General features: G+C 55.1%; 20 protein-coding genes, 1 other RNA gene, 1 pseudogene and 1 other annotated feature (1 of these 23 running past the window's edge). Of the genes and pseudogenes, 8 read left to right on the plus strand and 14 right to left on the minus strand.

The genetic code is table 11. The annotated features are described in order from the left end of the window. Nucleotides 1-134: 134 nt before the first annotated feature. Both recD2 and KNP68_RS05000 read right to left on the minus strand, forming a co-directional pair. Complete coding sequence (recD2, locus tag KNP68_RS04995; RefSeq protein ID WP_251131462.1) at nucleotides 135-2,342, minus strand: SF1B family DNA helicase RecD2; 2,208 nt, start codon at nucleotides 2,340-2,342, stop codon at nucleotides 135-137. 70 nt (nucleotides 2,343-2,412) lie between these two features. Next, entirely contained in the window at nucleotides 2,413-3,099 is a 687-nt protein-coding gene (locus tag KNP68_RS05000; protein WP_214798956.1) for a magnesium and cobalt transport protein CorA, read from the minus strand. Nucleotides 3,100-3,215: 116 nt separating this feature from the next. Here KNP68_RS05000 and KNP68_RS05005 point away from each other — a divergent pair, with 116 nt between their 5' ends. The 3 genes from KNP68_RS05005 (at nucleotide 3,216) to KNP68_RS05015 (ending at nucleotide 4,546) form a co-directional block, all read left to right on the plus strand. Beyond that, nucleotides 3,216-3,764 (plus strand): VOC family protein, encoded by a 549-nt coding sequence (locus KNP68_RS05005; protein ID WP_021066926.1) that lies wholly within the window; start codon nucleotides 3,216-3,218, stop codon nucleotides 3,762-3,764. A gap of 63 nt (nucleotides 3,765-3,827) precedes the next feature. Then, the gene (locus tag KNP68_RS05010) at nucleotides 3,828-4,103 is read left to right on the plus strand and encodes a hypothetical protein (protein WP_021066925.1); all 276 of its coding nucleotides are present in this window, start codon (nucleotides 3,828-3,830) and stop codon (nucleotides 4,101-4,103) included. Continuing rightward, nucleotides 4,100-4,546: a hypothetical protein gene (locus KNP68_RS05015; RefSeq protein ID WP_021066924.1), complete on the plus strand. Its 447-nt coding sequence runs from the start codon at nucleotides 4,100-4,102 to the stop codon at nucleotides 4,544-4,546. The genes KNP68_RS05010 and KNP68_RS05015 overlap by 4 nt, the downstream gene beginning before the upstream one ends. Nucleotides 4,547-4,590: 44 nt before the next feature. On the opposite strand, the gene KNP68_RS05020 is transcribed toward KNP68_RS05015, so the two are convergent. From KNP68_RS05020 to cymR, 4 genes are read right to left on the minus strand one after another with little or no spacing between them, the layout of a single operon-like run. Then, nucleotides 4,591-5,256: a tetratricopeptide repeat protein gene (locus KNP68_RS05020; protein WP_214713886.1), complete on the minus strand. Its 666-nt coding sequence runs from the start codon at nucleotides 5,254-5,256 to the stop codon at nucleotides 4,591-4,593. 4 nt (nucleotides 5,257-5,260) lie between these two features. After that, the gene (mnmA, locus tag KNP68_RS05025; RefSeq protein WP_214713888.1) at nucleotides 5,261-6,382 is read right to left on the minus strand and encodes a tRNA 2-thiouridine(34) synthase MnmA; all 1,122 of its coding nucleotides are present in this window, start codon (nucleotides 6,380-6,382) and stop codon (nucleotides 5,261-5,263) included. Nucleotides 6,383-6,385: 3 nt separating this feature from the next. Continuing rightward, nucleotides 6,386-7,522, minus strand: a complete 1,137-nt coding sequence (locus KNP68_RS05030; protein WP_214713890.1) for a cysteine desulfurase family protein — start codon at nucleotides 7,520-7,522, stop codon at nucleotides 6,386-6,388. Nucleotides 7,523-7,539: 17 nt separating this feature from the next. After that, nucleotides 7,540-7,947, minus strand: a complete 408-nt coding sequence (gene cymR, locus KNP68_RS05035; protein ID WP_058763254.1) for a cysteine metabolism transcriptional regulator CymR — start codon at nucleotides 7,945-7,947, stop codon at nucleotides 7,540-7,542. A gap of 60 nt (nucleotides 7,948-8,007) precedes the next feature. Here cymR and KNP68_RS05040 point away from each other — a divergent pair, with 60 nt between their 5' ends. Beyond that, nucleotides 8,008-9,315 (plus strand): replication-associated recombination protein A, encoded by a 1,308-nt coding sequence (locus KNP68_RS05040; protein ID WP_058763253.1) that lies wholly within the window; start codon nucleotides 8,008-8,010, stop codon nucleotides 9,313-9,315. A 24-nt stretch (nucleotides 9,316-9,339) separates the two neighbouring features. Here KNP68_RS05040 and KNP68_RS05045 read toward each other — a convergent pair whose 3' ends face one another. The 3 genes from KNP68_RS05045 to KNP68_RS05055 all read right to left on the minus strand — a co-directional run bounded on the left by KNP68_RS05045 (nucleotide 9,340) and on the right by KNP68_RS05055 (nucleotide 11,679). After that, nucleotides 9,340-10,107, minus strand: a complete 768-nt coding sequence (locus KNP68_RS05045) for a tRNA threonylcarbamoyladenosine dehydratase (protein WP_021066918.1) — start codon at nucleotides 10,105-10,107, stop codon at nucleotides 9,340-9,342. A gap of 95 nt (nucleotides 10,108-10,202) precedes the next feature. Beyond that, nucleotides 10,203-10,389: non-coding RNA, 6S RNA (gene ssrS, locus KNP68_RS05050), on the minus strand. Nucleotides 10,390-10,464: 75 nt separating this feature from the next. Then, nucleotides 10,465-11,679 (minus strand): DASH family cryptochrome, encoded by a 1,215-nt coding sequence (locus KNP68_RS05055; RefSeq protein ID WP_131471109.1) that lies wholly within the window; start codon nucleotides 11,677-11,679, stop codon nucleotides 10,465-10,467. Between the two features lie 344 nt (nucleotides 11,680-12,023). Between KNP68_RS05055 and KNP68_RS05060 the strand changes: the two genes are divergently transcribed. Beyond that, nucleotides 12,024-12,668: a YczE/YyaS/YitT family protein gene (locus tag KNP68_RS05060; protein WP_214752749.1), complete on the plus strand. Its 645-nt coding sequence runs from the start codon at nucleotides 12,024-12,026 to the stop codon at nucleotides 12,666-12,668. A gap of 71 nt (nucleotides 12,669-12,739) precedes the next feature. On the opposite strand, the gene tnpB is transcribed toward KNP68_RS05060, so the two are convergent. The 3 genes and pseudogenes from tnpB to KNP68_RS05075 all read right to left on the minus strand — a co-directional run bounded on the left by tnpB (nucleotide 12,740) and on the right by KNP68_RS05075 (nucleotide 16,912). Next, complete coding sequence (tnpB, locus tag KNP68_RS05065; RefSeq protein ID WP_214755751.1) at nucleotides 12,740-13,912, minus strand: IS200/IS605 family element RNA-guided endonuclease TnpB; 1,173 nt, start codon at nucleotides 13,910-13,912, stop codon at nucleotides 12,740-12,742. Nucleotides 13,913-14,075: 163 nt separating this feature from the next. Beyond that, nucleotides 14,076-15,108 (minus strand): annotated as a pseudogene (locus KNP68_RS05070) (zinc-binding dehydrogenase). A gap of 91 nt (nucleotides 15,109-15,199) precedes the next feature. Then, nucleotides 15,200-16,912, minus strand: a complete 1,713-nt coding sequence (locus KNP68_RS05075) for an ABC transporter ATP-binding protein (RefSeq protein ID WP_214798959.1) — start codon at nucleotides 16,910-16,912, stop codon at nucleotides 15,200-15,202. Nucleotides 16,913-17,030: 118 nt separating this feature from the next. On the opposite strand from KNP68_RS05075, the gene KNP68_RS05080 reads away from it, so the two are divergent. The 3 genes from KNP68_RS05080 (at nucleotide 17,031) to KNP68_RS05090 (ending at nucleotide 18,509) form a co-directional block, all read left to right on the plus strand. Further along, the gene (locus tag KNP68_RS05080) at nucleotides 17,031-17,381 is read left to right on the plus strand and encodes an iron-sulfur cluster biosynthesis family protein (protein WP_021066911.1); all 351 of its coding nucleotides are present in this window, start codon (nucleotides 17,031-17,033) and stop codon (nucleotides 17,379-17,381) included. After that, the gene (locus tag KNP68_RS05085; RefSeq protein WP_125318019.1) at nucleotides 17,354-17,572 is read left to right on the plus strand and encodes a hypothetical protein; all 219 of its coding nucleotides are present in this window, start codon (nucleotides 17,354-17,356) and stop codon (nucleotides 17,570-17,572) included. The genes KNP68_RS05080 and KNP68_RS05085 overlap by 28 nt, the downstream gene beginning before the upstream one ends. 85 nt (nucleotides 17,573-17,657) lie before the next feature. Continuing rightward, complete coding sequence (locus KNP68_RS05090; protein WP_251131463.1) at nucleotides 17,658-18,509, plus strand: alpha/beta fold hydrolase; 852 nt, start codon at nucleotides 17,658-17,660, stop codon at nucleotides 18,507-18,509. Nucleotides 18,510-18,549: 40 nt separating this feature from the next. On the opposite strand, the gene aspS is transcribed toward KNP68_RS05090, so the two are convergent. Continuing rightward, nucleotides 18,550-20,322 (minus strand): aspartate--tRNA ligase, encoded by a 1,773-nt coding sequence (gene aspS, locus KNP68_RS05095; protein ID WP_131471105.1) that lies wholly within the window; start codon nucleotides 20,320-20,322, stop codon nucleotides 18,550-18,552. Next, a complete protein-coding gene (hisS, locus tag KNP68_RS05100) occupies nucleotides 20,319-21,599 on the minus strand; it encodes a histidine--tRNA ligase (protein WP_021066907.1) in 1,281 nt (426 codons plus the stop codon). The genes aspS and hisS overlap by 4 nt, the downstream gene beginning before the upstream one ends. A 39-nt stretch (nucleotides 21,600-21,638) precedes the next feature. Beyond that, nucleotides 21,639-21,822: a binding site (T-box leader), on the minus strand; it runs 51 nt beyond the window's last position.

The raw sequence follows: 21,822 nt of genomic DNA on the forward strand, positions 1-21,822 counted from the left end.
GTCGACCGGACCCCCATCTTCTCTCAGCCTAGGAAGATGTCTCTGGTGAGGCGGTTACGACGTACTCATTTCCTTCATCGTCTTTAATCGTTTCAGTTTTCTATTGGTCATTATCACACGTCAATCGGGAGACGTCAAGACTTGCCGCCTAGCCGCTCGACGAGTTTCGTCCGCCGCACCGGTTCCTCTTCCCGTGTCGCCGCCTCGAGCGCACGCACGTCCCCGAACAAGAGCAGGCTCTTCTTCGCCCGCGTGACGGCCGTATAAATCAAGTTGCGCGACGAGCGGAAGCCGCCGTTGAAGAAGACGGGCATGAGCACGATCGGGAACTCGGACCCTTGCGACTTATGGATGGTGATGGCATAGGCGTGGGTGAACTGGTCCCATTCGCTCCGGTTATACTCGACCTCGGTTTGATCGAAACGGATATAGATTTTATCGACCTTGTCGACGTTCTCTTTGGCGTAAAAGATATTCGTGATTTCGCCGATGTCGCCGTTGTAGACGTTCTCCTCGGCGTTATTGACGAGTTGGAGCACTTTGTCCCCGTTTCGATACGTCCGGTTGCCGTGCTTCACTTCCCGGGCCGCCGATTTCGGATTGAACACGTTTTGAAGTGCCTCGTTCAAGCCGTCGATGCCGCATACCCCGCGGTACGTCGGCGCGAGCACTTGGATATCGAACGGTGAATAGCCTTTTCGTAGCGCGGCCCCTGCCATTTGGCAGATGGCTTGAAGTGCCGTCTCTTGGTTGGCCGTATAGAAACGGCGGTCCGGCAGCGCCGCGAGCAAATCGTCCGGCATCTGTTTCGCGTTGAGCGCGTGCGCCAGGCGCAGGATGCTCGACTCGGACGCTTGCCGATGGACGACATCAAGGCGGACGACCGGGATGCCGTCGGTCGCCATCAAATCGGCGAGCACTTGGCCCGGTCCGACCGAAGGCAATTGATCACGGTCCCCGACGAAGAGAATCTTCATCCCGTTCGGCACGGCCCGGAGCAGACTTCGGAACAAGAAGATATCGATCATCGACGCCTCATCGACGATGAGCACTTTTCCGACGAGCGGATTCGTGTCATCGACTTGAAACGAGCTGCCATCAAACTTTAAGAGACGGTGAATCGTCGAGGCCGGCAAGCCCGTCGACTCACTGAGCCGTTTCGCAGCTCGTCCGGTCGGTGCGGCGAGCACGAACGGGAACGGTTGGTTCTGTACCGGTTCAAGCTTCCAGTCGAACACGTCGCTGAGCGCGTGGATGATACCGCGGACGACGGTCGTTTTACCGGTCCCGGGTCCGCCTGTCAGCACCATGAGCGGCGACTTCAAGGCAAGTTCGATCGCTTCTCGTTGTTGCTTGGCATACTCGATCGAGAACATCTCCTCGACGCGACCGACCGCATCAAAGATCGTCGTCATATCGACGTCTTTCGTCGTCGATGTCGACATGATGCGCGCGAGTTCCTCGGCCGCTTTTTGTTCGGCCCGGTACACGCGTGGATGATAGACGACCCCGTCTTCGACAATGACACGTTCATCGTTCGCGAGCGTCTCGAGCGCCGAGACGAGCGCCTCGCCCGGGTCGCCGCCGATGATGCGCGGCATCTCATTCGCGAGCTGATCGGCCGTGACGAACAAGTGCCCGTTCCCTTGCTCGAGCTCGAGCACGTACAACACGGCCGCCGCGATCCGTTCCGGGTGAATCCCTTGAATCCCGAAATGGGCGGCGATGGCGTCGGCCGTCTTAAAGCCGATGCCTTGAACGTCATACATGAGGGCGTATGGATTTTTCTCGATCGTCTCCATCGCCCGACCTTCATACTCTTTATGAATCTTCGAGGCGAGTCGTGGTGTGACGTCGAACGGCGCCAAAAACAACAGCAACTGATCGACCCCATACAAGATGTTCAACCGTTCGGTGATGACACGGGCCTGCTTTTCTTTCAAGCCGTCGACGTTCGACAAGATACTCGGATGCTTGACGATTTGGTCGATGCAGTCGTCTCCGAGTGCGTCAGCAATCTTCTGGGCCGTCTTTTGTCCGATTCCCGGGAAAGAGCCGTTCGTCAAAAACCGGACGGCCGCGCGTTTTGTCATCGGGACGACACGGCGGATCCATTCCGCTTTCATCTGTTTCCCGAATCGGGGATGGTCGACGAGACGCCCGTGCGCTTTATACGTCTCTCCTTTTTCGATGCCGACGCCGACACCGGCGATGACCATCTCGGTCTCGTCTGTCTCAAAGTTCTTTTCTTTTATACGTACGAGCGCGATCGTGTGCGCTTCTTCTTCCGATTGAAACAGGACGCGGATGACTTTTCCTGTCAACTCGTAAGGTGCTGCCATCATTCGAGCCACCTCCAGCTAGTTTTCCATCCCCCATTATAGCCCGAGTTGAAACGATAGGACAAATCGCCTAACTGAACAGGTTCAAGATGCGCTCAAGTTGATCGAGGTCGACCCGTTCCAAGATTTGAATGAGTTGATCGAGATCGATTCGGTTCAAGATCCGTTCAAGTTGATCTAAGTCCACGGTTTCAAGCAACCGTTCGAACCGTTCCAACTCGCCCGAATTGACATACCCTTCGAGCCGCTCGAACAGTTCGGTCCGCTCGATGCGGAACAATTGCTCCAAAGATGGCCGCTGAATCAACAACACGAGACCTGCGGCAACGACATGGACGCCCCAGTTGAGCACGACATGACCGAGCCGCACCGTCTGTCCGACGAACGGGATGAGCGGGATGAACGACAACTGCAACACGATGATGGCGAGCTGGATGTATGGATTTGGGATGAACCAAGCCACAATCGCGAGCAGGGCTGGTACGACCCAGGCCACCCCGACCGTCCCGAGCGTTACGGACCAAGAGCGATGAGTCGACAACACCCAATGCATGATGATACCGAGCACGAAGAACGTCGCGAATAAGACTAACAGGACGGTCGACGCCCGCTCCGACTCGACGACGACCCGGAACAACAGATTGTTTGTCCATTCGCCCGTCGCTAAACGTTCGTCGATGGCGGCAAACAGACGACCGAGCATAAACCATTCGATGATAGAAAAAACAAGGACACTGACCAGACTGATCAATCGCATACACTTCTCCCCTCTCAATTGTTATTCCATTTCCCGAACAATTGGACGGCTATGCACGTTTTTCGTCGAATCAAAGCGGGAACTGTTCGAGTGAACCTATGAAGGAGGGACTATGTATGACGAAACGTATTCCAATCAGTGGCCTGTGTGAACTCGTGTTAGAAGTGACCGATATGGCGGAGGCCGTCGACTTTTGGCACGGCAAGCTCGGACTTCCCGTCGTCGAACAATGGGTCGGTGACGATGCCGAGCCGAGCGAAGCACAGGAACAGGCGGACGAACCATGGGCGACGTGGCTCTATGTCGGGGGGAACACCCGTCTCGGCCTCTGGCTGAAACGTGATTTCACATCGGAAGAAGAATCGAATCGGCAAGAAGAGGTGACCGAGTGGGATACGCTCTATGATGAGGGCGGCGCCCACGTCCACTGCGCGTTCTATGTGCCGATGGACTCGTTCGACCAAGCGCTCGAGGTATTAGAGGCGTCAAACATCCCGACGAAGCTCCGGACGTGGGACGAAGACGAGACGGTCAACGGCAAAGAGCGCTCGGCCTACTTTAAAGACCCGAGCAAGAACGTCATCGAGCTGTATACGAAAAACATGGACGAGGCGTACGAGAAGTTCGGTGGCGAGCCCGTAAAAATCACGACGAAGCAACTCTGATTCACGTATACGCTCGACAACCCCACATGATACGATGAGAGAAAATGGAAAAGGTTGTGTTTTATGCGTTTCTTCCCACTTCTGATCATGACTGGGTTAACCGTTCTCACGCTCGGACTCTATTTCGTGTTCGATGCGTTTCCTACGCTCGACCGGCCGACTTCGTTTGCCGCCTTATCGTTTTTGTCATTCGGCGCCATGTTGCTCATCTTAACGGATGGGGTACGCCGGACCAAATCAGGAACGGGCGTCGTGTGGAGCTATATCGCGCTCACCGGCGCGTTGTTCGTGACGATTTTTAATGTTTCGGTTTGGATCATCGGGGAGGTGGCGTCATGACGCTCATCTTACCAGAATGCATCACCGGCTTTTCATACGGCGACTGCCCCGCCCCCGAGTTCGATGATCAATCGTTCCGAACGGTTTGTTTCGATTACGCCCGTCGTAAAGGTGGGACGTGTAGCATCATCCTCGGGGACTCGGTCACCCCGAACTATGACCAAGCGACCATCACCATCCGTGGACGTAGCATCTATGTGCTGCTCAGCAGAGTTTATCCCGTCATCGGCATCTCAAAATATGAACCGTTTCAGTACGAGTATATCGATGTGCCCGAACTGACCGATTTGTTTCCTGATTTATATCAAATCCCATCAGCGGCGGAGTTGAATGAGCGGTTCGATTTGTCGCTACAGCCGTTTCTGAACAAGGCGGAACGCGGAGAAATCGAATATTGGGAACCAGAAACAATTGGTAACGTCATCTTCCATTATTGGGACTAACAAAAAGCGCCTCTCGCAAACACTGCGAGAAGCGCTTTATTGATTTAGTTACCGAGCAGCTCATCCATTTTCGCTTTCGCGTCATACGCGAGCGCATGGTCCGGTTGCAACTCGAGCACGCGTTCAAGCTCGGCGTACGTCTTGTCTTGTTCTCCGAGGAACGCGTAAGCAATCGCCAAGTTGTAGCGGGCGTCCGTATGGCTCGCGTCGAGGTCGAGCGTATGCTCGAGCGCTTCAACGGCCATATCGAGCTGTTCGTTCTGTGCGAGCGCGAGCCCGTACTGGAACGAAATCTCGACGTCTTCTGGCGCCTGCTTCATCGCCTCGCGAAGACGTGGCAACGCCCGGACGAAATCGCCCATCGCCTTGTACGTCAAGCCGAGCATGAAATGAAGGTCGGCGTCGTTCATCCCGGCAAGGAGCGCCTGACGAAGCGAAGCCTCCGCCAAGTCGAGCTGTTCGAGCTCATAGGCGAGCGCTCCCTTCGCATAATGCGCCGCGCCGAACGCGTTGTCGAGTTCGAGCGCCTTATCGTAAAAGACGATGGCCCGTTCATGGTCACCGATCGCTTGCAGGAGCGTACCCATATTGACGTAACCAGTCGGGTCGGTTGAGTCCGCTTCGATGGCAGCGTTGAACTGCTTGGCCGCCTGTTCGAACTCACCTTGTTGCATCGCTTGGATGCCTAATTCGTTTGCGTTCAAAATCATCACCTCATCCGATATAGTCGAGTCGTTTTCCGTTTCGATACGCTTCGTCAATCGTCGCACCGCCGAGGCAGATGTCGCCATCATAGAAGACGACCGCTTGGCCTGGTGTGATGGCGCGTTGCGGCTCATCAAATTTCACGAGCACTTCGCCATTTTCAAGTGGTGCGATCGTCACGGGTACGTCTTGTTGACGGTAGCGGAATTTCGCCGTAGCCCGGAACTCACCTGTTGGGACGGCACCTGTCCATGACAACTTCGAGGCGAGCAGCGCGTCCGAATAGAGCGCGTCATGATGGAACCCTTGGCCGACGTAGAGGATATTTTCTTCGACGTTCTTGCCGACGACGAACCATGGGTCCCCGTCGCCGCCGATGCCGAGACCGTGGCGTTGACCGAGCGTGTAATACATGAGCCCGTCATGGTTTCCTTTTTGTTCCCCCTCGAGCGTCTGCATGATGCCTGGTTGTGATGGCAAATACTCCGAGAGGAACTCTTTGAAGTTTCGCTCTCCGATAAAGCAGATGCCCGTCGAATCTTTTTTCTTCGCTGTCGCGAGTCCCGCTTCTTCGGCGATGACACGGACGTCTTTCTTGTCCATATGACCAATCGGGAACATCGTCCGCGCGAGTTGGTCTTGTGACAACTGGTTCAAGAAGTACGTTTGGTCTTTATTGTCATCTTTCCCACGAAGGAGTCGATGCTCACCGTCGACATACTCGACCCGTGCGTAGTGCCCGGTTGCGACAAAGTCGGCACCGAGACGAAGCGCGTGATCGAGGAACGCCTTAAACTTGATTTCCTTGTTACACATGACGTCCGGGTTCGGCGTCCGTCCGAGACGGTACTCGGCCAAGAAGTATTCGAATACGCGGTCCCAATATTCTTTCTCAAAGTTGACCGCATAATAAGGGATTCCGATTTGGTTCGCGACCGCGATGACATCTTCATAGTCTTCGGTCGCCGTACAGACACCGTTCTCGTCCGTATCATCCCAGTTTTTCATAAAGATTCCGATGACGTTATAGCCCTGCTCTTTCAGCAGATGGGCCGTCACCGATGAATCGACGCCGCCTGACATCCCGACGACGACCGTCGTCTCAGCAGGGGTTTTTGTGCGTAAGTTCATTCGTTATCTCACTCCGTTCGTGAATGTCGAGACGACCTCAGAGAGTCGTTCGGCGAGCCGTTCCACGTCTTCGACCGAGTTGCCGTGTCCAAAGCTGATGCGGACGGACTGTTTCGTCCGTTCCGACGTCCCGAACATCGCCGTCAATACGTGTGACGGTTCGATCGACCCGGCCGTGCAGGCACTGCCGCTCGAGATGGCAAAACCGCGCATGTCCATCATGATCAGGAACGGTTCGAGCTCGATGCCCGGGAGATACAAGTTGACGATGTGCGGCAAGCGATTCGCCCCGTTCACGTCATACTCGACTCCAAGTTCATCGAGTCGCCCGAAGAGCGCCTCAGCCATTTGCTGATACGTGCTCACCCGTTCGGCCTGTTCGATTTTGGCCAGTTCGGCCGCTTGTTGGAACCCGACGGCACCCGGAACGTTTTCCGTGCCGGCTCGACGTTTCCGTTCTTGTTGTCCTCCAAAAGAACGCGTCGCTAATTTTACACCTGTTTTCATAAAAAGAAAACCGATACCTTTCGGGCCGTTGATTTTATGGGCCGAGGCCGACAATAAATCGACACCGAGCGCCTTAACGTCAATCGTTTCCGTGCCGAGCGCTTGGACCGCGTCCGTATGGAAATAGGCCTGATGGTCGGCGAGGAGCGCCCCGATTTCCGCAATCGGTTGCAATGTGCCGACCTCGTTGTTGCCGTACATGACCGAGACGAGAATCGTATCGTCCCTGAGCGCAGCACGAACGGAGTCAAGCGTCACCGCACCCGTCGCGTCGACATCGAGATACGTCACATCAAAGCCTTCCCGTTCGAGTTGCTTCATCGCGTGCAAGACGGCGTGGTGTTCGACTTTCGTCGTAATCAAATGTTTGCCTTTATGTTGATTCGCGTACGCCGCGCCGAACAACGCATAGTTGTCCGACTCGGTCCCACCCGACGTGAAGACGATCTCGTTCGAGGTCGCCCCGATCCACGTGGCGAGTGTCCGGCGTGAAGCGTCTAACGCGGCGCGGGCCGTCCGTCCGATGCCGTGGATGCTCGACGGATTACCGTATTGTTCGAGCAAATACGGCGTCATCGCCTCGAGCACCTCCGGACGCATCGGCGTCGTTGCGGCATGATCAAAGTAGTTCATATTCGTTCACCTCACCTTTAAATATAGAACATATAGCCGTCTGAATCTTCTTCAGCAAGATCGGCAAGTGTCGTCTCTTCGAGCACTTTCTCGATTGCGGCTTTGATTTTATCCCATAGCTTCCGTTTCACGGCGTCATCTGCCTCTGAATCTTCGACAATCGTGAGCGGGCCTTCGAGCAGACGGATGATTTCTCCCGCCGTGATGTCCGTCGCCGGTTTGACGAGCTGATAGCCGCCATACGCCCCGCGCACGCTCTTGACGAGACCACCGTTGCGGAGTGGACCGATCAATTGCTCTAAGTAATGTTCCGGCAGTTCATGCCGGGCCGCAATCTTTTTCAAGCTGAGCGGTTTGTTGTCCGTTTCCCGAGCCAGTGCGATCATGATCGTCAATCCATAACGACCTTTTGTAGATATTTTCATCTTCATGTCTCCTTCTGCTATACTAATCGAACAAACGTTTGTCGAAAGGAATGTGTACGTATGAGTGATTTATTTCAGCAATCGAATAGCGGCCCACTCGCCAATCGGATGCGGCCGGAAACGTTAGACGAAGTCATCGGTCAACGCCACATCATCGGCGAAGGCAAATTGTTGCGCCGGGCCATCGAGGCCGACCGTCTCGGCACGATCATCCTGTATGGACCGCCGGGAACGGGCAAGACGACGCTCGCCCGCGTCATTTCAAATTATACGAAAGCGACGTTCGTCCAATTGAACGCCGTCACGGCCAAACTTGATGAACTACGAAGTGTCATCCGTGAGGCCGAGTCCCGGTTCGACTTCGAACAAGAACGAACGATTTTATTTTTAGACGAGATTCATCGTTTCAATAAATTGCAGCAAGACGCCCTGCTCCCGGCACTCGAGGCCGGAAAGCTCATCTTGATCGGGGCGACGACCGAAAACCCGAGTTTCGAGGTCAACGCGGCGTTGCTGTCGCGCGCGACCGTGTTTCGGCTCGAACCGCCTGGACCAGACGAACTTCGTGTCGTTTTGGAACGGGCTCTAGCTGATCAAAAGGGACTTGGCAATTATCCGGTCAAGATTGAGGAAGCCGCCGTGGAGCATTATATCAAAATGGCGGACGGTGACTACCGCGTGCTGTTGAACGCACTCGAACTGGCCGTGTTGACGACACCCGAGATTGACGGCAAAATCGACATCACGCTCGAAGTCGCCGAAGAGTCGATTCAACAAAAAGCAATCAAGTACGACAAGACGGGCGACCGGCATTATGACGTCATCTCGGCGTTCATCAAGTCGATTCGTGGCTCAGACCCGGACGCGGCTCTATACTGGCTCGCCGTCATGATCGAGGCCGGTGAATCACCGCGCTTCATCATGCGCCGGCTCTACGTCCATGCGGCCGAAGATATCGGGCTCAGTGACCCGAACGCGCTCGTCATCGTCGATGCGGCCGCCCGCGCGAGCGAACATGTCGGTTTCCCGGAAGCGCGCATCCCGATGGCACAGGCCGTCCTTTATCTTGCGACGGCACCGAAATCGAACGCGGTCATCACCGCCATCGACAAGGCGATTCATCACGTCCGTACCGTCGAGGGCGGTCCGGTCCCGGTCCATCTCCGCGACGCCCATAGCCCGGGTGCCCGTGAGCTCGGCAACGGTGCCGGCTACAAATACCCGCACGACGAGAAAGATGGCTACGTCCCGCAAAACTATTGGCCAGAGAATCTGGCCCGGAAACGTCCTAAATATTATACGCCGACGAGCCGTGGCTTCGAGCAACAGCTGCAAAAACGGCTCGACTATTGGGAAAAACGACGCTGACTCTGATGAGCCGGCGTCGTTTTTTCATTTCTGGATGCGGTTGATCTCGACACCCGCTGTCTCGAGCATTTGATTGATGACATAGCCCGCAGCGACGAGGCCTGCGACCGACGGGACGAACGCGTTCGAACTCGGCGGCATCTTCGCTTTACGGATCGGGGCATCTTTCTTCCCGACGACCTCGTTCACGTCTTCGCGTGTCACGATCGGTGACTCGTCCGAGAAGACGACCGGGACGCCTTTATGGATACGCTCTTTACGGAGACGTGTCCGGACCATCTTGGCGATCGGGTCGTACGTCGTATCCTTGATGTCGACGACTTTGATGCGCGTCGGGTCCATCTTGTTGGCCATGCCCATGCTCGAGATGACCGGGATGCCCCGGCGTTTGCACTCGACGATCAAATGAATCTTATAGATAATCGTATCCGAGGCGTCGATGACGAAATCGAGGTCTTGGGCGAAGAATTCTTCGAACGTCTCTTCTGTATAGAACATTTTCAGTTTGACGAGCTCGAGCTCCGGGTTGATGTCGAGGAGACGTGTTCCCATCGCTTCGACTTTCGGTTGCCCGACCGTCGACAAGAGCGCGTGGATTTGGCGGTTGACGTTCGTGATGTCGATGTCATCCTTATCGACGAGGACGATGCGTCCGACTCCGCTCCGGGCAAGTGCCTCGGCCGCGAACGACCCGACACCGCCGACACCGAGGATGGCGACCGTCTTCCCTTTTAATGCTTCTAAACCTTCTTGACCGATGGCCAACTCATTACGTGAAAACTGGTGTAACATACTCTTCCTCCAAATGAATCCTATTTTCTCACACTATTTTACTCGGAATTATAATCAAAAAAAAGACGTCTAGCGACGTTTTTACAATAAAATCGATGGGACCCGGAGTGCCGTGACGATGCCCTGCTTTTGAACCTGCTTAAGCAGGTGGGTGACCTAGCGTCCCCTTCACAAGTCCTCCTGCACGTGATGAGGCAGTTGATCTGGATGGCAGTTCGGTCTCCCGTATTCAAAGTGTTGGCTCAAAATAACGAAGGCGGCTCTCGTACACCTCAGGTATCCCATCTGTTGCCCTTACTATAGCACTGTCTGTAAAAAGAAGTCAATCAGAAACGACGACTTCTTATGACAGTTTCGTCACAACCAGCTGTTACGAAACGCACCGGTCGGGTCGTACGTATCTTGTTGCCGCGTGACGTTGAAACGGCGATCTCTCGAGTCGTTGCCGACGCCGGCCTGGTACGCCCAATTGCCGGTATTGCTGGCAACATCATAGTCGATCAGCATCGATTCGAAATACGACGCGCCGATACGCCAGTCCTGCCCGAGCTCTTTCGCAAAATAGCTCGCGACGATTTGACGCCCCCGGTTTGACATCCATCCCGTCGCGTTCAATTCGCGCATGAACGCATCGACGAAGTCGACGCCCGTCTCTCCCGCTTGCCAACGCCCGATGACGTCATCGTCCACGCGCCATGTCTTCTGTTTCGAACGGATGCCTTGGGCGCGGAACAGTCGTTTCCCTTGCTCGAGGGCGACCCATTGGAAGAACTCGCGCCAGAGCAGCTCGAAATAGAGCCAATACGTCGACTCGTTCGCCCCGTGTGACCGCTCATGTTGCTCGAGCTCGTGCAGCACCCGGCGCGGTGACAACGAGCCGTTGGCAAGATAAGCCGACAGTTTCGATGAGTCGTCGACCCCGAAGCCGTTCCGTGTTTCTTTATACGTCCGGACCGGACCGGCCAAATATGCCGCGAGTCGCTCTCGCCCCGCCCGTTCCCCGCCTCGAAACGGAAACGCAGTCCGTGCGTCATATCGCGGCTGTTCATAAGCGACCGGAAAATCGACGGCATACGGTTCCTTCGCAGGTGAGCGCTCAATCAAGTGGTCCGGTCTTGCTTCAGCCTCTACTGCCTTCCGAAACTCTGTGAAGAGGAATGGCAATTTCTCGAACGGAATCTCGTCCCGTGGATAGAGGGTGAACCCGTCGAACGCTTGACAATCACCCCGCCACGCGTTCATGACCTCACGTTCGCGCCTCCGTTCGTTATAGCCGATCGACCGTTGGAACAACAAGCGGTCAGTCGGTTCGAACATGTCGAGCGGATGACCGACATGGACGAAGAGCGGGATGCCGAGCGCTGCGAGCGAACCGGCCAAGTCGTCGAGTGCCTCGTTCAAAAACTGAAGTCGCCGCGGTCCGAGCGGAATATGGCCGAACCGGTTTTCAATGAGCTCTTCTTGTGGAATGATGTAGTGACCTTCAATCGGATCGTCATGACGGAGCGCCTCCTCGAGCGGACGATGGTCATCGACCCCTAAATCGTTTTGATACCAGATAATCGTCTTCACCTTTTTCGCCTCCTCCCCCCATTATGGGACATGGCTGCCGGTGTTCGCTTAGACGAAACTGTATGAAATATGTTTTCATTTCTGGAACAGGTGGAATATACATCATTAGAACAGAAAGGGGTGCAGCAACATGGCTAGAAAAGGTAAATTTGGTACACTCATTAAAGTCGCGACGGCGGTCGCACCGTTTGTCTACGATTACTATAAAAAGAACAAAGCAAAAAAAGCATCGACACCTAAAAAGTGAGCCAAGCGCTTCGGACCTCGTCCGAGGCGTTTTTTTCTTGTCGTGAAACCAGATATGATATGATGATGGAACATTTTAGGGAATCGAGGCGACCATCATGCACGCGGTATGGGTACAATCTTTACGAATCAGTTTGAAGTGGGCGTTATTCATGGGTGGCCTGTTCTTGCTCGCCCTCGGGTCTTCGATGATGATTACGGCCGACCTCGGCGTATCGACATGGGACGTGCTCCATCTCGGGCTCGCCCGGCACACCCCGATTTCCGTCGGGACGATCATCTTGCTCGTCGGTCTCTTGCTCGTCCTCTGCAAGTACATACTGGACCGGATTCGGCCCCAGTTCGGGACGCTCGTCAACGCCGTCTTCGTCGGCGTATTCATGAACCTGATTCTCGACCATCATTGGTTGCCGCAACTTGACGGCATCGCACTCAACATCGCCTGGCTCATTCTCGGCATCTTCGTCATCGGGATGGGTGCCGGCTTGTACGTCGCCATCGGCTATGGGGCCGGCCCACGTGACGGGTTGACACTCGCCTTGGCCGACCGGTTCAACACGTCGGTCCGCATGATGCGGACGTGGATGGAACTGACGGCTTGCCTCATCGGCTGGGTGCTCGGCGGACCGGTCTTTTTCGGAACGGTGCTGTCGATTTTCCTGATCGGCCCGTTCTTCCAGTTTTGGCTTGAACAGTTCCGGCGCCTCGTCTCAGTCATCGACCGGGCGAAAGTGGCCGCTTGAACTACCCCCACCTACGCTTCGCTTGGAGGTGGAGGATTCCTGGGTGATCCGGTCTGACGACCGGAACCTGATCAGGCTAGCCCCGTCGTCCCGACGGTTGAGGAGGCCAGGATGCGCTCGGCCTCGCGTTTGAGGTTCAGTCCTGCGTTCACATCGCGGTCGTGATGGGTCCCGCAACCCGGGCATGTCCACTCGCGCAGACCGAGATGCTTCACGTCCTTGTGTTGATGGCCGCAACTCGAACAGAGCTGGCTCGAGGCGAACGTTTTCCCGACCTTCACGACGGTCTTGCCGTACCAGTCCGCCTTGTATGCGAGCATGCGGAAGAACTCCGACCAACTGACGTCAGAGATGGACTTGCTCAACTTGCGGTCCTGCTGCATGTGCTTCACCTGCAGGGTCTCGATGCCGATGACGTCGTGGCTTTTGACGATCTCGGTCGACACCTTGTGCAGGAAGTCGGTGCGCTTGTTGGCGATCTTCTCATGGATGCGGGCGACCTTCCGCTTCTGCTTCTGGTAGTTCTTGGCCTCGGACAGCTTGATGTTCCGGTTCAGGGCGATGAGCCGACGCCGGGAGAGCTTGCTTTGCTCGCGCGCCAGTCTCTTCTCGAGCGAACGGAAGTAGCGGTCGTTTTGGTACACCGTGCCGTCGGACAGGACGGCGAAATGCTTCAGGCCGACGTCGACGCCGACCGAGGAGCCGGTCTTCGGCAGCTCGTCGATCACCTGCTCGACGCAGAGGGAGACGAAGTGTTTGCCCGTCGCGTTCCGGCGGATCGTCGCGTTCAAGATGCGGCCCTCGACCTTCCTCGAGTTGGCGAACCGGACCCACTTCAGCTTCGGGAGTTTGAGCTTGTTCCCGACGATCGACACCTCAGGAAGTTGAGACTTGCCTTGGATGTTCGTCTTGTAGGATTGGACCGGGTTCCGTTTCGACTTGAACCGGGGCCGTCCGTTCTGCTTCTCGAAGAAGCGGTCATACGCCTCGGCCAGGTGCTTGACGCTCGCTTGGACAGAGGTGCTATCGACCTCCCTCAGCCAGTCGAACTCTTGCTTCAAGGCAGGGATTTCTTTCGAACAGGAACCGTAGGACAGTCCTTCTCCTGTCGCCTCGTAGGTCTCTTCCCACTTCGCTAGAAAATGGTTGAAGACGAAGCGGGAACAGCCGATCGTCTTGGCGATCAGGATCTCCTGCTCCGTTGTCGGGTAGATCCGGAATCGATACGCTTTTTGCTTCAACATAATGTTCACCTCCTCTAGGTATTTATACCCAAAAGAGAGGGTGGCGATTCATTGCCCACTTTCACTGGGGCTTCGCCCGTCACGTTTAGAAGTGGGCGTATTCTCGCCTAATTTTGATAAAAAAGAGAGGAAATCGGACACAGTCCGGTTTCCTCTCTTTTCGTTATGGCACGAGGACAATTTTCCCGAATTTGCCCCGTTGTTTGAAATACGTTTGGGCGTCCCGCGCCTCAGCAAGCGGGAACATCCGATCGACGAGTGGCCGAATCTTCCCGGCTTCAATCGCCTCGAGCATCGCTTGGAACTCGGCCCGCGTACCGAGCACGGAGCCGTACATGGTGATATGTTTCAAATACATCGTCCGGAAGTCGAGGTTCGTCTGTTGTCCCCCGGCCGAACCGGAAATACAGAACTTGCCGCCATTTTTCAATACCTTGAGCGACATCGCGAACAAGGCGTCACCGACGACATCGAGCACGGCATCGACCGGTCCCCCGTTCGCTTCAAGAATCTCTTCGGCGAGCGTCTCGGACCGGTATGAAAAGACTCGGCTCGCTCCGAGTTCTTTCATTCGCTTCATCTTTCAAATCGCCGACGATGGCGAATACGTTCGCGCCATGCACGTTCGCCGCGATTTGGACGTTGAACGAACCGACCCCACCGCTCGCACCGGTGACGACAATCGTCTGCCCCGGCTGAATCTCAATCTGTTCATTCATATGCCACGCTGTCAACCCGCTCACCGTGAAGACGGCGCTATCGACGAAACTGTCGAGCGGCATATCGTAACAGAGTGCGGCCGGCCAAGCGACATATTCGGCATAACCGCCATCGTACTCGGAACCGATGAACGACATATCGTCAGCGATATGCTCTTCCCCGTCCTGCCCGCTCGATGTGAACGGGAACAGGATGACGCGACGTCCTACCATCGTCTCCTCGACCCCGCTGCCGACCTTCACGACTTCACCCGTGATATCTGAACCCGGGACCCGTGGGAACTGGACCCCTTCCGGCCGCCAGCCGGACTCTTTGTCCGTCCCATACGCCCCTTCTCGCATCCAAATCTCGGTATTGTTAATTCCGCACGCCTTCACGCGCACGAGCACTTCTCCTTGTTTTAGGCTCGGAATCGCGACATCGACGACTTGTAATTGATCGACGTCACCGTAACCGATGACCTGTATTGCTTTCATCACTTGTTTTCCTCCTCATCACAACTATATTCCTGTCTATACCCCACTAACGCACGACAGCCACCAAAAATTATTGGTGGCTGCCCATTCCTTATAGTTGTTGGCGTCTGAGCAATCCGGCGAACACGCCGCCTTTCATGCTCAATTCATCGTGCGTCCCGTCCTCGACGATGCCGTCAGCGGTGACGACGAGGATACGGTCGGCATTTTTCACCGTCGCTAAGCGGTGGGCGATGATGAGCGTCGTCCGGTCGGCCGCGAGTTCATTGAGCGAGTCTTGAATGATCGCTTCCGTCTCCGTGTCGAGCGCGGACGTCGCCTCGTCCAAAATCAAAATCGGTGGATTTTTGAGGAACATCCGGGCGATGGCAATCCGTTGTTTCTGTCCGCCCGACAGCTTCAAGCCCCGTTCCCCGATTTGCGTATCGAGGCCGTACTGCAACTCTTCGACGAGCGAGTTCAGATGTGCTTTCTCGACCGCATGCATAATTTCCGCGTCGGTCGCGTCCAGCTTCCCGTAAGCGATATTCTCACGGAGTGTTCCCGCGAACAAGAACACGTCCTGTTGCACGATTCCGATTTGGCGTCGCAGACTCTCTTTCGTCATATCGCGGATGTCCATACCGTCAATTGTGATGGCGCCACTCGTCACGTCATAGAAACGCGGGATGAGCGAACAAATCGTCGTCTTCCCGGCCCCGCTCGTCCCGACGAGGGCGACCGTCGTACCCGACTTGATGTCGAGGTCGATGTCGGTCAACACTTGGCGATAGTTCGAGTAGCCGAACGAGACGTTTTGGAAGGCGATGTCGCCTTTCAGTGCCGTGACGTCGACGGCGTCCGGACGGTTCTCGATGTCCGGCGCCTCGTCCAATAGTTGCGTGAATCGTTTGAAGCCGGCCATCCCTTTCGGATACATCTCGAGGAGGGCTGTGATTTTCTCGATCGGCTTGATGAGCAAGTTCATATAGAGGATGAACCCGACGAGCTGCCCGTAAGACAGTTGACCTTGATACGTCAAATAGGCGCCGTAAACGAGTACGAGCAGCGTCATGAGCCGCGTCGTAATATAAATGCCCGCAAGCGATTTACTCATGACTCGATACGCCTCGATTTTCGAGCCGCGGTAGAAGTTATTGTCTTTCTGGAATCGGTTGATTTCGAACGTCTCGTTCGTGAACGATTGGACGACACGCGCGCCGGAGACGCTGTCCTCGACACGGGCGTTCACTTCACCGATATTCGTATACATCTTTTGCCACGCCTTGTTCATGTTTTTGTTGGCGTACGTGATCATGATGACAAGGAATGGCACGGCGACGACCGTCACGAGCGCGAGTTGCGGGTCGATCGAGAACATGATTCCGAACGCACCGAGCAGTGTCATGATGGCGATGAAGAAATCTTCAGGACCATGGTGCGCCACTTCGCCGATATCGAACAAGTCGTTCGTCACCCGACTCATCAGATGGCCGGTCTTATGATTATCGAAGAACCGGAACGACTGTTTATGGATGTGGGTGAACAGCTCTTCCCGCATATCGGTCTCGATATTGATGCCGAGCTTATGCCCCCAATAGTTGACGACGTACTGCATCATCATGGCGAGTATGTAAAGAATCAATAGGCCGATGCTGATGATGATAATCCAATTCCATTCCCCACCCGGCAACAGGTCGTCGATGAACCATTGTACGGCGAGCGGAAAACCGAGCTCGAGCAGGCCGACGAGGATGGCGAACGAGAAATCGAGGATGAATAACTTCTTATGTGGACGGTAATAACTAAAAAAACGTGAGATCATGTCGTTTCCCCCTTCTAAACAAATAGTTTACGCCTTTTTGCAGGAAGTGGAAAACGGGAAGCACGTCTTTTTCAATCTTTTTTCCAGCGAGGTATAATAGAGTTAAGGAGTGATACACATGAACGTACAGATTACAGAACGCGCTCAGGCGCGGATTGATGCCTTAAAAGGCGACCGTGACGGACAAATGCACTTGTTTTATGAGACGGAAGGTTGCGGCTGTGGCAATAGCGGCATCTTCGAGATTCGCTACGTGACCGAGACGACACCAGAAGATGTCGAGATTGATTCGAACGTCGGCCCGATTCTCATTAAGAACTGGACGAAAATCTTTTTGGACGAGGACATGATCATTGACTATCGTGACGATAAACGGACGCTTGTCTTGAAGAGTAACGGCCAAGTGTTCAACTCGAACTTACTCGTGACCGATGGGACCGGTTGCCAGTTGAACGTCCCGAGCCGATGAAGCAGGCGTTACGCGACCATCCGAGCCTCTGGCTTTGGTTTATCCTCAGCTTCGGGCTCGGCCTGTTCGGCATTTACCTGGCGTTCGCGGACTCGGTCTACACGATGACGGCCGTGATCGCCTCGCTGTTCGCCTTCGGATTCGCGCTTCAGCGAACGGCGAAAAAGATGAATGACCAAGAGGAAAACTAACAACAGATAAAGAAATGAAGAGAAGGTGTCGGACAATTCGGTCGACCCTTCTTTTTTAATACATACGATTTGGAGGAATTTGAAATTGAAACGCTATATGATTCATTGCCAGGACATCGATGTCCGCGTCACCGAATGGGGCGAACGCGACAAGCCAGTCATCTTTTGTTTGCGCGGCCTCGGCAGTACAGCACTCAGTTTCATCGAAGTTGCGGACAAACTACAACACCACTTCCGCATCCTTGCGATTGATGCACCGGGTCATGGGATGTCCCAATCTTTTCAGGATGACCATGCATACGACTTCCCTCGCTTTTGTGAGTGGCTGAATCAAGTGCTCGACATGCTTGATGTGAACCGTTTTTATTTCCTCTCCCATTCCTGGGGGTCTTTCATCCACCTCTACTATTTGATCGATCAAGGCGACCGCGTCGACGGTTCAATTTTGATCGATGGTGGGTATCAAAGTAAGCGGCTGCGCGGACGCTCTTCAGAGAAAGAGGCGGCGTATTACGAAACAGATTTTGAAGTTTTTTGTGAGACTTGGGGCGAATTCGAATCGATGGCGGTCTACGATGGGATCTCGAGACGTTCCCCACTCCTAGATTTGGCCGCGCAAGACCTTGCCGTACATAGAGACAACCGCTACTATTGGCACGCTCGCGGAAAAACTGGTGCAGCCATCATTCGATCGATGTATCGCGATGAGGTGCTCGATTTTTCAAGCCGGGTGCAATCGAACTCGATCATCCTGTTGCGGGCGACGCTTCCAGAAGCAGATGAGCCATTTAAAATCGATGCATCGAATCAAATCGCCGAATTGACCGGTGCCGTCGTCAAACCCGTCCCATCCGCTTCACACATGCTCCATTGGGAAAATCCAGATCGTGTCGTTCAAGAAGTCAAAGAAAACTGGGTCACATCTGTTTCCGTGTAAGTAAAAGGAGGTTCGCCGCGGCGAACCTCCTTTTGATTGCTTATTTCTTCTCTTTCAATGCGGTACGAATCGACAACTCTTGGAGTTGCGCGTCCGCGACCGGGCTTGGTGCTTGTGTGAGCAAGTCGCTCGCCGACGCCGTTTTCGGGAAGGCAATCGTGTCACGAAGGTTCGAACGACCCGCGAGGATCATGACGAGACGGTCGAGACCGAGCGCGATACCCGCGTGTGGCGGTGTGCCATATTCGAACGCTTCGAGCAAGAAGCCGAACTGGTCGACTGCTTCTTGTTCTGTGAAGCCGAGCAATTTGAACATGCGCTCTTGAATGTCACGCTCATAAATCCGTTGCGATCCGCCACCGAGCTCATAGCCGTTCAAGACGAGGTCATAGGCAAGGGCGCGTACACTCGCTGGATCCGTCTCAAGCAAGTGGAGGTCTTCACGGTTTGGCATCGTGAACGGGTGGTGGTTGGCGTAGAAACGTCCGTCTTCTTCTTCGAACGTGACGAGCGGGAAGTCCGTCACCCAAAGGAAGTTGAATTTCGACTCGTCGATGAGCCCGAGCTCATGACCGAGTTTGACGCGAAGCGCGCCGAGGCTGTCGGCGACGACTGTCGGTTTTGACGCCACAAAGAGGAGCAGGTCGCCCGCTTCTGCGTTCGTCGCTTCCATCAACTTCTGAGCATACGTCTCGTCGAAGAACTTGGCGATCGGTCCGTTCAAGCCTTCTGGCGTCACTTTGAGCCAAGCGAGACCTTTCGCGCCGTAGACGGCCGTGAACTCTTGAAGCTTGTCGATGTCTTTACGCGAGAACTTGTCCGCTTCACCTTTGACGTTGATCGCTTTGACTTGTCCGTTTGACTCGAGCGCCATGTCGAACACTTTGAAGCCGGCACCTGTGACAGCGTCCGCGACGTCGATGAGCTCAAGACCGAAACGTGTGTCCGGTTTGTCTGAACCGAAACGGCGCATCGCCTCTTCGTGCGTCATCCGCTCGAACTTGGCCGGTGTGTCCGTGCGACCGAGCGTCGCTTCCATGACTTGGCCCATCATCGATTCCATCATCGCCATCAAGTCTTCGACGTCCATGAAGCTCGTCTCGATATCGACTTGCGTGAATTCCGGTTGACGGTCGGCCCGAAGGTCTTCGTCACGGAAGCAGCGTGCGATTTGGAAGTAACGGTCGAATCCAGCCACCATGAGGAGCTGCTTGAACAACTGCGGTGATTGCGGGAGCGCGTAGAATTCGCCGCCGTGAACACGGCTTGGGACGAGATAGTCACGCGCGCCTTCTGGTGTCGACTTCGTCAAAATCGGTGTCTCGACTTCGAGGAACTCCTCTTCCGTCAAGAAGTTACGGATCGTGTTCGACGCCTTCGAGCGGAGACGGAACGTCTCTTGGAGCGCCGGACGACGGAGGTCGAGGTAACGGTATTTAAGACGGAGGTCTTCCGATACGTTCTCGGCCTCGTCACCGATTGGAATCGGCGTCATCTTCGCCGCGTTCAAGATGTTGATTTCAGAGGCGATGACTTCGATGTTCCCGGTCGGCATATTCGGATTCTTGTTCTCACGTTCGAGGACAGTTCCCTTAATATCAAGTACGTATTCGCTGCGGATCGACTCGGCGAGCTTGTGCACCGCTTCGTTTTCTGGGCGAACGACGACTTGGACGATGCCTGTGCGGTCACGAAGGTCGATGAAGATGAGGCCTCCGAGGTCGCGACGTTTTTGTACCCATCCTTTCAATTGTACGTCTTGGCCGATGAGTGATTCTGTCACGCGGCCGTTCATATGTGTGCGTCCAATCATTGTCCTGCTCCTTCCGATAGTTCACGAATTTTGTCTGCGACAGCCGAAAGCGGCACGTCGACTTGTTCCCCGGTCGCCATGACCTTGAGAGAGGCCGAGCCGCGTTCGACTTCATCGTCTCCGAGGATGACGGTGAACTTCGCGTTCAAGCGGTCGGCTTGTTTGAATTGTCCTTTGAACTTGCGGCCGAGATAGTCGCGGTCCGCCTTGAAGCCTTCGATGCGAAGCAGTTGCAACAGGCGTGTCGCCGTCACTTCGACTTCTGATCCGCCTTGGGCGACGACGAAAACATCAAGTCCCGTCTCGAGTGCCGGGAGCACCCCTTCATTCTCGAGAGCGAGGATGAGACGCTCGAGCCCGATCCCGAAACCGATGCCCGGCATGTCCGGTCCACCGATGTCTTGGACGAGACCGTTATAGCGTCCACCGCCGCATAGCGTCGTGATGGCGCCGAAGCCTTCTGCCTCTGACATGATCTCGAACGCTGTGTGCGTATAGTAGTCGAGACCGCGGACGAGCGTCGGGTCGACGACGTAAGCGACGCCGAGCGCATCCAAGTGCGCGAGTACTTTCTCGAAGTACGTCTTCGACTCTTCGTTCAAGAAGTCGAGAATCGAAGGTGCCGACTTCATCGACGGGTGGTCGCGGTCGACTTTACAGTCGAGGACGCGAAGCGGGTTTTGGTGCAATCGCGTCTGGCAATCTTGGCACAGCTCGTGCTGGACCGGTTCGAAGTGACGGATGAGCGCTTCGCGGTGAGCGTTGCGGCTCTCGGCGTCACCGAGCGAGTTGACGACGACCTTGATTTGCTTCAGGCCGAACGATTTGTAAATCGTGTAGGCGAGGCTGATCACTTCTGCGTCGACGGCAGGGTCACTGCTACCGATCGCCTCGACACCGTATTGGTGCAGTTGGCGGAACCGGCCTTTTTGTGGACGTTCGTAGCGGAACATCGGTCCCATGTAGTACAGTTTCGTCGGCTGGTCGGGGCTGCCGAACAGCTTGTTCGTGACGAAAGCGCGGACGACCGAGGCCGTCCCTTCCGGACGGAGCGTATACTCGTCCTTGCCTTTCTTGACGAGCGTGAACATCTCTTTTTGGACGATGTCCGTCGTCTCGCCGACGCTGCGTGTGAACAGGTCGGTCGTTTCAAAAATCGGGGTACGAATCTCTTTATAGTTGTAACGGGCGCTAATGTCGCGTAGTTTCTCTTCGACATACTGCCACGTCTCGACCGTGCCCGGAAGCAGGTCTTGTGTGCCGCGTGGTGCTTTCATCTAAATTCCCTCCTTAGAATACAAAAAGGCTCTCGTCCGCAAAGGGACGAGAGCCTGTTAAAGTTTCCCGTGGTACCACCCTCGTTGCAGAGCCATAATCGATACTCTGCCACTCGAAATCGGTTAACGCCCGATGAAACGGCTCCCCCTACTAAGAGTTCAAGGAAGCACCTCCAAAGTGTCGTTCGGGTCATCATCCAGTCGATGCTTTCAGCCTCGGCAT

Origin of the sequence: Exiguobacterium sp. s50 (assembly GCF_018618175.1) — a bacterium.
In the GTDB taxonomy this organism is placed as follows: domain Bacteria; phylum Bacillota; class Bacilli; order Exiguobacteriales; family Exiguobacteriaceae; genus Exiguobacterium; species Exiguobacterium chiriqhucha.